The 7,965-nt window shown below is 38.7% G+C and carries 7 protein-coding genes; 4 read left to right on the top strand and 3 right to left on the bottom strand.

Annotated elements, in window-relative coordinates; translation table 11 throughout:
- Positions 1–145: 145 nt before the first annotated feature.
- From I6F41_RS17165 to I6F41_RS17150, 4 genes are all read left to right on the top strand, one after another.
- On the top strand, positions 146–937 hold the full coding sequence (locus I6F41_RS17165) for a crotonase/enoyl-CoA hydratase family protein (RefSeq protein WP_089367841.1): 792 nt from the start codon (positions 146–148) through the stop codon (positions 935–937).
- A gap of 67 nt (positions 938–1,004) precedes the next feature.
- A complete protein-coding gene (locus tag I6F41_RS17160; protein WP_011327412.1) occupies positions 1,005–1,358 on the top strand; it encodes a CidA/LrgA family protein in 354 nt (117 codons plus the stop codon).
- Entirely contained in the window at positions 1,351–2,094 is a 744-nt protein-coding gene (locus I6F41_RS17155) for an LrgB family protein (RefSeq protein WP_086995023.1), read from the top strand. Before I6F41_RS17160 ends, I6F41_RS17155 begins: the two co-directional genes overlap by 8 nt.
- Positions 2,095–2,131: 37 nt before the next feature.
- On the top strand, positions 2,132–2,959 hold the full coding sequence (locus I6F41_RS17150; protein ID WP_011327410.1) for a mechanosensitive ion channel family protein: 828 nt from the start codon (positions 2,132–2,134) through the stop codon (positions 2,957–2,959).
- Positions 2,960–2,977: 18 nt separating this feature from the next.
- On the opposite strand, the gene I6F41_RS17145 is transcribed toward I6F41_RS17150, so the two are convergent.
- The 3 genes from I6F41_RS17145 to I6F41_RS17135 form a co-directional block, all read right to left on the bottom strand.
- Positions 2,978–4,039, bottom strand: a complete 1,062-nt coding sequence (locus tag I6F41_RS17145; protein ID WP_182684605.1) for a DUF21 domain-containing protein — start codon at positions 4,037–4,039, stop codon at positions 2,978–2,980.
- Between the two features lie 42 nt (positions 4,040–4,081).
- On the bottom strand, positions 4,082–5,434 hold the full coding sequence (locus I6F41_RS17140; protein WP_011327408.1) for a magnesium transporter: 1,353 nt from the start codon (positions 5,432–5,434) through the stop codon (positions 4,082–4,084).
- Positions 5,435–5,978: 544 nt separating this feature from the next.
- Positions 5,979–7,646, bottom strand: coding sequence for a methyl-accepting chemotaxis protein (locus I6F41_RS17135; RefSeq protein ID WP_011327407.1), 1,668 nt, complete (start codon positions 7,644–7,646; stop codon positions 5,979–5,981).
- Positions 7,647–7,965: the final 319 nt, after the last annotated feature.

Raw genomic sequence — 7,965 nt, 5'->3', positions numbered from 1 at the left:
ACCACATAGGCTCTGCCTTGCCTAAATACCAAACACACTGCTGCAAATTTAACCTTGAAAGATAAACAGACCCTAATCAACCACGCTCACTTTACTTAACTTAAATAACATCATAAGCTCAGGCAACAGGTCAGAGGAGTGCAAAATGATAAAGTTAGAAAAACAACAAGGCATTGCAATTGTCACACTAAGCAGAGCTCAAAAACAAAATGCTTTAAGCTTTGCTATGTTTGTTGAGCTTAATAAAATAATAAAAAAGCTTAAAAAAGATCGCAGCATCCGCGCCGTAGTTTTAAAAGGCGATGGCGATCACTTTTGCGCGGGGTTAGATATAGCCGCAGTTATGGCGTCGCCGCTTAATATTATTAAATTATTATTTAAATGGTTACCTGGCAATAAAAATTTAGCCCAGCGGGTAGTATTGGGTTGGCAATCGCTTAGCGTGCCGGTTATTGCACAAATTAATGGCAACTGCCTTGGCGGTGGATTGCAAATAGCACTCGGCGCTGACTATAGAATAGTGCACCACGATGCCCAATTTGCCATTATGGAAGCGCGTTGGGGATTATGCCCAGATATGGGGGCTAATGTTGTAATGAGCGGTTTAGTAAAACGCGACCAAGCACTATGGCTTGCCAGCCATGCTGATCCTATAAGTGCACTACAAGCAAAAGAGCTTGGCTTGGTCACTCAAGTAACTGATGACACCGAGGCTGCCACACAAAAAATGTTGGAAATACTATTAGCCCGCTCGCCCGACACTCTGGCGGCAATTAAGCGCGTTACCCAGCAAAGCTATAAAACTCAGCAACGCAACATACTCGCCAAAGAAACTTTTAGCCAAATTAGATTATTACTTAGCCCAAATACCAAAAAGGCAATTGCTAAAGCAAAGGGTAAAACCGATATTCATTATGCCAACCCTAAACGCTGGTAAGATGATGCATGCATAAATAACAGGGATTTGTTAAAGTTAAATTCCTGACTTTCCAATGAGTTCTCTAATGAAATATGTGTTAAGTAGCGCAATTATTTTACTCTGCTTAGCGGCGGCTAAATTCATTATGCACAGTATTGGCGGCAGTTTTCCTGCGCCTTTACTAGCAATGGTTATTTTATTGCTGCTACTGTTAACTGGCATAGTAAAAGAGCATCAATTAAAGCCCTGCGCTTCACCTATTTTAAATATTATGCCCATCTTTTTTATTCCTGCGGGGGTTGGCTTTATTGAGCACCTTGGCTTAATAAAGTCGCATTGGCCTTTTTTAGTTGCCATTGTATTGCTAGTCCCTATTAGTACCTTATTGTTAGTGAGTAGTGTTATTGCTTACTTTAAAGGACGCGTAAATAATGACTGAGCAACTAAAATCGCTAACAACACAACTAACTCCAGATTTATGGTGGCTTAGCGTACCGTTTATTATTGCGCTGTTTTTATTATTAAGGCTACTTAACCAGCGGGTTAAGCATGTTATTTTAAAATCACTTACTAACCCTGTATTTTTAAGTATAGCTATTATTGCTTTACTCTTGGTTAATTTAAACTTGCCTTACACTAAATTTGCTAGCCACAGCCAATTACTAAGTTGGCTGTTAGAGCCCGCTATTGTGGCACTAGCATTACCTTTATATCAGCAGTTTGTTCATGTACGTAAAAACTTACTCTTAATTGTAACCACTTGTAGTTTAGGGATTATTAACGCCACTGTAGTGGCTTTTTTACTCAGCATGATATTTGCTGTACCCACACAACTTAGCGCCTCAGTTGCAGCATTGAGTGTAACAACCCCTATAACGCTAATTGTAACCGAGTCATTAGGCGGTATTGACTCGCTCGCTGCTGCCTTGGTTATTTTTATTGGTTTATTAGGTGCTTTATTTGGCTTTGTACTTTTTAAACTAATTAAAATTTATAACCATGAAGCGCAAGGCGTTGCCATGGGTACTGCCTGTCACGCTATTGGCACCGCAGCAGCATTGGTTGAGCATCCTAAAATAGGTGCATTTTCATCGGTTGCCATGGCATTAAGTGCGCTTTTAACGGCTGTAATAGTACCGTTTTTATATCCAATCTTAGTCAACACTTTGCTATAGTTAGCAAAAATATTTAACAGCCATCTTAAGAGCATATATGATCAGCCCAGAAATAGAACAGTTTGAAAAATACTACGCCATGCTTACCGAGTATTTAGTTACCTATAGCATGCAAATTGTAGGTGCTATTTTCATACTCTTAATTGGCTTATGGGTTGCGCAAAAGCTTGCCAACGTAGTGGCTAATTTAATGGCTCGCCATAATATTGACGTCACGTTAACTAACTTTGTGAGTAACCTAGTTAAAGTGTTGCTCATAATAATTGTCATTATTATTGCGCTGGGCAAAATAGGCATTAGTGTTACCCCTTTCGTGGCCGCTATTGGTGCTGCGTCGCTTGGTGCGGGTTTGGCAATGCAAGGTATGTTGTCTAATTATGGTGCTGGCCTTGCTATTATTGCCACTCGTCCTTTTGTGGTTGGCGACACTATAGAGGTTAAAAATGTCAGCGGGCAAGTTAAAATAATAGAGCTGGGGCATACAGTACTTATTGACGAAGAAAAGGTAGAAATAACCATACCCAATAAGCATATCCTCGGTGAAATACTCCATAACTCGTTTAAGTTTTCATTGGTAAAAGGCGAAATTACCATTGCTTACAGCGCGTGCTCAAATACCGCAGTTAAACTAATTGAAGATGTTGTGAATGGCCATGAGCTTGTGGCTAAAGTGCCCAATGCACAAATTGGTATAGAACGCTTTGCCGACAATGGCGTAACTATTAGCTACCGCTACTGGGTACCAACCACTAAAATAATCGAAACCAAGTTGGCTATTAATGGTGGGGTTTATAGCGCTATGAATAAAGCGAATATTGAAATACCTTTACCGCAGCGCATTGTTAGTATTATTAAAAGTGATTAATTTATAAACCTAAACCGTTTAAAGCGGTTTAGGTTTATCTATACTGGGGTTTAATTCAAGTTTAGGCGCACTCATACCTTTTAGTAATCGGCCAAAAATATCAGCCCCAGTAATAATGCGTTTTTCATCGCCCCATACCAGTACTACATCGTGCTCAATTGCCCCATCGAATGACTTGTCTAATGAATGACTGGCGCGAATTTTTAAAATAACGTCACTTAAGCGCATACTTTCATCGATCACTATTATTGGTCTGTGGCAAAAGTGGTACGGATCAAATGTGTCTGGCTCAAACAAAGCTGCGCGTAAAAAGCCATCCGCATCAACCACTAACAAAGGATCACCGGCCTGATTAGTAATAATTACCCAGTTGTAACCAGACTTGTGCAGTTTGCGTAAAAATTCATTATCGGCACTGAGTGTTAGTTCAGGAAATATTGGTAAATCAAGCTTGGTTGGTAACGCTATGATTGAGTCGGGATCTATCACTTCGCCTTCTTGAGTAACACTAATTTCATCTAAACTAAAAAAGTTAAGTGCACCAATACCTTCTACGTGCTGTACATCGGCTTCTTCAGCTTCTATGTGCTTACGAATAATGCCTCTGAGCTCACTCTCTGCAAAGTAGGTAATACCTTCTTTGCCTAACCAAGCATCGAGTATTAGCCCTGTAGGCTTAGCAACGACATAAAACAGTAATTGATAAAACTTAATTAACGGCGACAACATGCTGGCCATTTTTAACGCATTACGTGAAAAATACGCCTGTGGTGTAATTTCGCCAATAATAGTAATAGCAATAGTTGAGAATAAAAAAGAACTTGCACCCATTAATACCGAGTCAGAAAGTAAGGTCAGCAGTACGTTAATACCTACGTTTCCCCACAAAATAGTCGAGAGTAAAAAGTTTGAATCGTTACGCAGTGCCATTACTTTTATCGCAGCGGCGTTACCTTTACTGCTTTCCATTTCGAGTTGTAATCTACTTAGCGAAAAAAACGCCAAGTTTAAACCCGAAAATATTGCTGACTGCGAAATACACAGTGCAATAGCACACCAAATCATGACATCAAAAGTCATTGTTTTTCCTATTTATTTACGCGTTCCTTGCGATACAAGGCACTATAACAGTAGCAAACTACCTAAACCTAAAAAGGTAACAAAACCAACTATATCGGTTACTGTAGTTAAAATAACTGAGCCCGAAAGCGCAGGATCTATTTTCATTTTATCTAAAATAGAAGGGATCACTACACCGGCTAACGATGCTGCAACTAAGTTAAGCAAAATAGCCACGGTAATAGTAATACTTAGCATAACGTCGTTAAACCACAAAAAGGTCAATGCGCCAATAACAAAAGCCCATACAAAACCATTTACCGCGCCCACTCTTAGCTCTTTTTTAAGTAGCGCTGCGCGGTTAGAGTCGGTTACCTGGCCAAGTGCCAAGCCACGTACAATAACGGTGAGCGTTTGACTCCCGGCAATTCCGCCCATAGAGGCCACTATTGGCATTAATACCGCTAAAGCCACTACTTGCTCTATAGTTGCACCAAACAGGCCAATAAACCACGAGGCTAAAAATGCAGTCGCCAAATTTATACCTAACCAAATACCTCGGTTTTTAGCACTTTTTCGCACACTCGCAAATAAATCTTCGTCTTCACGCAGACCACCCGCTTTAGCGGCAGCCTCGTCGGTTATTTCTTGGCGTAACTCATACGCTGAAGCAATGGTTAAACGGCCCAGTAATTTGTTATCAACATTAACAACCGGCATTGCCATTTTTTCGCTATGAATAACCACTTCCGCAGCTTCGTATAAATCATCATCTGCATGCAGCGATACATAGTCATGGTTTGCTAAAGTAATTAAACTGTCGTTGTCATTGGCTTTTATTAAATCATTAATTGCCACTTCACCAATTAAACTGCCCTTACGGCTCACTAAATAAATAACCTCTGTGAACTGCGGCAACCCTTTATGGAGTAACTTTTTAGCGCCTCCCGCGGTTAACTTTTCAGACACTTTTAAAAAGTCAAAACCTAACCAGTGACCTATTTGCTCAGAAGGGTATTGTTGCGCTAATTCATATTGCTTTGTTTGTGCTTCATCGAGTTGTTTTTTTGCATACTCAACAAATCGCTCAGGAATTACTTCTTCAAGCTCAAGCAGTTCTTCTACATTAACTTCGTCTAATAGTTTAAAACCGTCGCTATCATCTAAAGTTTGCAGTAACCATAAGGTGCTGTCATCGCTTAAATTAACAAATATTTCGTGTTGCGTGTCTTCATCTAACAACTGCCAAATTTCAAGGCGCTGCTCTTTAGGTATTGCTTCAAAAAGCAATGATAAATGCTCAGTTGATAATGTTAATTGTGCGTCTATTAATAACTTATTTTTGCGCTCTGTGGTGTCGCACTGTAATAAGTCATTTATGAGTTGGGGTAGTTTATCAACCGGATACTCAATCATCTTAAGCCTTAAATTTTAGTAGGTTATATTAGTAAATAGTCACTTATTAATATGTATTGCTATTAGTGTAACGTAGCGGGCATAAAATATTGAAAAAATATGCAAACTCATCCGCTTTTTTCGCATTGTATGCGTAAAAATAACCAGCGGTTAATGTTTTTTTATTATTTTTTAAATTTAATTATACAAGCACAATCACGACTTACTTTTGATATGATTTCAGATGCTTAAGTGTAGGCAATTTCATACATCTTCATTAACTAACCTGAACTCTGGTTAAGAGATTTACTAACATATTGAATCATCGTTATATTTAATTTTATTTTCTCTAGCCAGAGGTTTTCAGTGAAAACAAGGCGAATTTACGCGTCAATAGCTGGCCTATTGCAAGTAAATTCAACGCAGTTAGCGCTGAAAATAGCTGCTTGAGATAAGTTTATTATCCGGAGCTCAGGTTAACTAGGAAGGATTTTTTGCAGCAGGCAAAATAAAAGCCGTAACTAAAAATTACGGCTTTATAAATGATTAAATTTAAAAATATGTCTTAAATTTTAAACTGCCCTACCAACTCGCCTAAGCTTTCACCACGACCAGCTAAATGTAAACTTACCGATGACGTTGTTTTACTTGACTCTGTTAGCTCATTTACAATTTCTTGAATAGCAAAAACATTACGGTTTATTTCTTCGGTTACACTACTTTGCTCTGTTGCAGCTGTTGCTATTTGGGTACTCATATCGTTTATAGTGGTAACCGATGTAGTAACCGCGCCTAAGCTTTCTGAAATAGCACGTGATGACTCAACTGAGCGATTACAGCTTTGCTGACTTGCTTGCATAGCGTTAACCGCCGCAGTAACTAAGTTATGTAGCTCACTAAGCATTTCGCTAATTTCTAACGTACTTACTTGGGTACGACTTGCTAAGCTTCTTACTTCATCAGCAACGACTGCAAAGCCTCTGCCCTGCTCACCCGCACGAGCCGCTTCAATTGCTGCGTTAAGTGCCAGTAAATTTGTTTGCTCTGCAATACCACCAATAACACTTAATACACTATTAATTTTTTTAGATTGCTCACTTAATGAATCAACCTGTTCTGCAGCTGTATTTATTTCGGCCATTAAGTTTGATACTTCACTTAAAGATATATCAACACATTCTTGCGCTCTTGCTACTTCTTGCGTTGCTGCCTGAGTTGACACCGCAACTTGGGTCGTATTTTGCGCCACTTCGTGAGAGGTTGCAGACATTTCAGTAATCGCGGTCGCGACTAAATCAGTTTCATGATTATGTTTTAATAACTTATCTTCAATCACCAAAGTTTGCGTATTTATATCTACTGATGCTGTTTTAACATCGTTAGTTACATCAACCACACTGGCTATAATACCGTGCAGTTTACTCACGAATATATTAAACGACTCACCTAATTGGCCAATTTCGTCGTGGCTGTCAATTTCTAAACGTCTAGTTAAGTCGCCTTCACCTTTAGCTATGTCATCAAGGCTTTGCACCATTCTTTGTATTGGTTTAAGCATATGGTTGGCAGCAAATAAAGCACCCGCAATAGTTAATAACAAACAAAAGAACGCAATGATCAATAAGGTGGTTACTTTTTCGTTCATGCTTTTTTGCATAGATAGCTCAAAGCCTTCAAGCTCTGCTTCTATGTCGTCCATATAAGCGCCAGTGCCTAGCATCCAGTTGGTTCCAGGGATCATCGCTGCATAACCAATTTTTTCAACTAAGCCGTTGGTATTTGGTTTTTGAAAATGATAGGTAAATGCTCCGCCACCCTGGCGTGCTTGTGCAAGTAAGCCCACAATGATTTTTTTACCATTGGGATCAGTCATGGCTATTTTGTTTTGCCCTTCTATCGCATCACCTAACATGGCATGAAAAACACTCACGCCATTAGTGTCATAAATAAAGAAATAGCCGTCTTCGCCAAAGGTTAGTTTTCTTAATGCATTTTTAGCATCTTGCTCAGTGCCATTTGCAAGCTGGTGCTGTACTACTTGACTACCAATTTCAATTTCAGTTTTTAATAGCGTTTGTTTATCTTTTAATAACTTACTTTTAAAAGTGTCAAAGCTGTGCTGCTGACTTTGCATTTCTAAATAGTACGAACTTGATAAAAAGCTGACCAATAATAATATTAGCGGCAAAATAGCTAGTAGTAACAATTTGCTTTTCAAGCTTAAATTACTCATTTCTTCTCCAAATAAACACATTGCAAGCTGTAAAAGCCCTACTCTTATTTTGTAACTTAGTCGCTGCAAAATTTATAATTTACTCTAGCCCCCCTTCATCACATAAACGGCTAAGTCTATTTAATTTAGGTAGGTACTTACTTAAAAGTATAACTAATGGCTAGTGATTATAGTCGTAGTTACTTTGGTTTAATACAAAAAGACGCCATTGCCATTAATAAACCTAAGCTGAATAGTAATAAAGTTGCAACTTACTCTAGTATAATTAATAGCCTTTAAAGTAAGCAAAACACCTAATACAGGTAAAATATTTAATTAA

The sequence above is a fragment of the Pseudoalteromonas sp. SCQQ13 genome, from assembly GCF_015864415.1.
Lineage (GTDB): Bacteria > Pseudomonadota > Gammaproteobacteria > Enterobacterales > Alteromonadaceae > Pseudoalteromonas > Pseudoalteromonas nigrifaciens.
The sequence above is the reverse complement of the archived record's forward strand: the minus strand, read 5'-3'. Positions and strand labels throughout refer to the sequence as shown.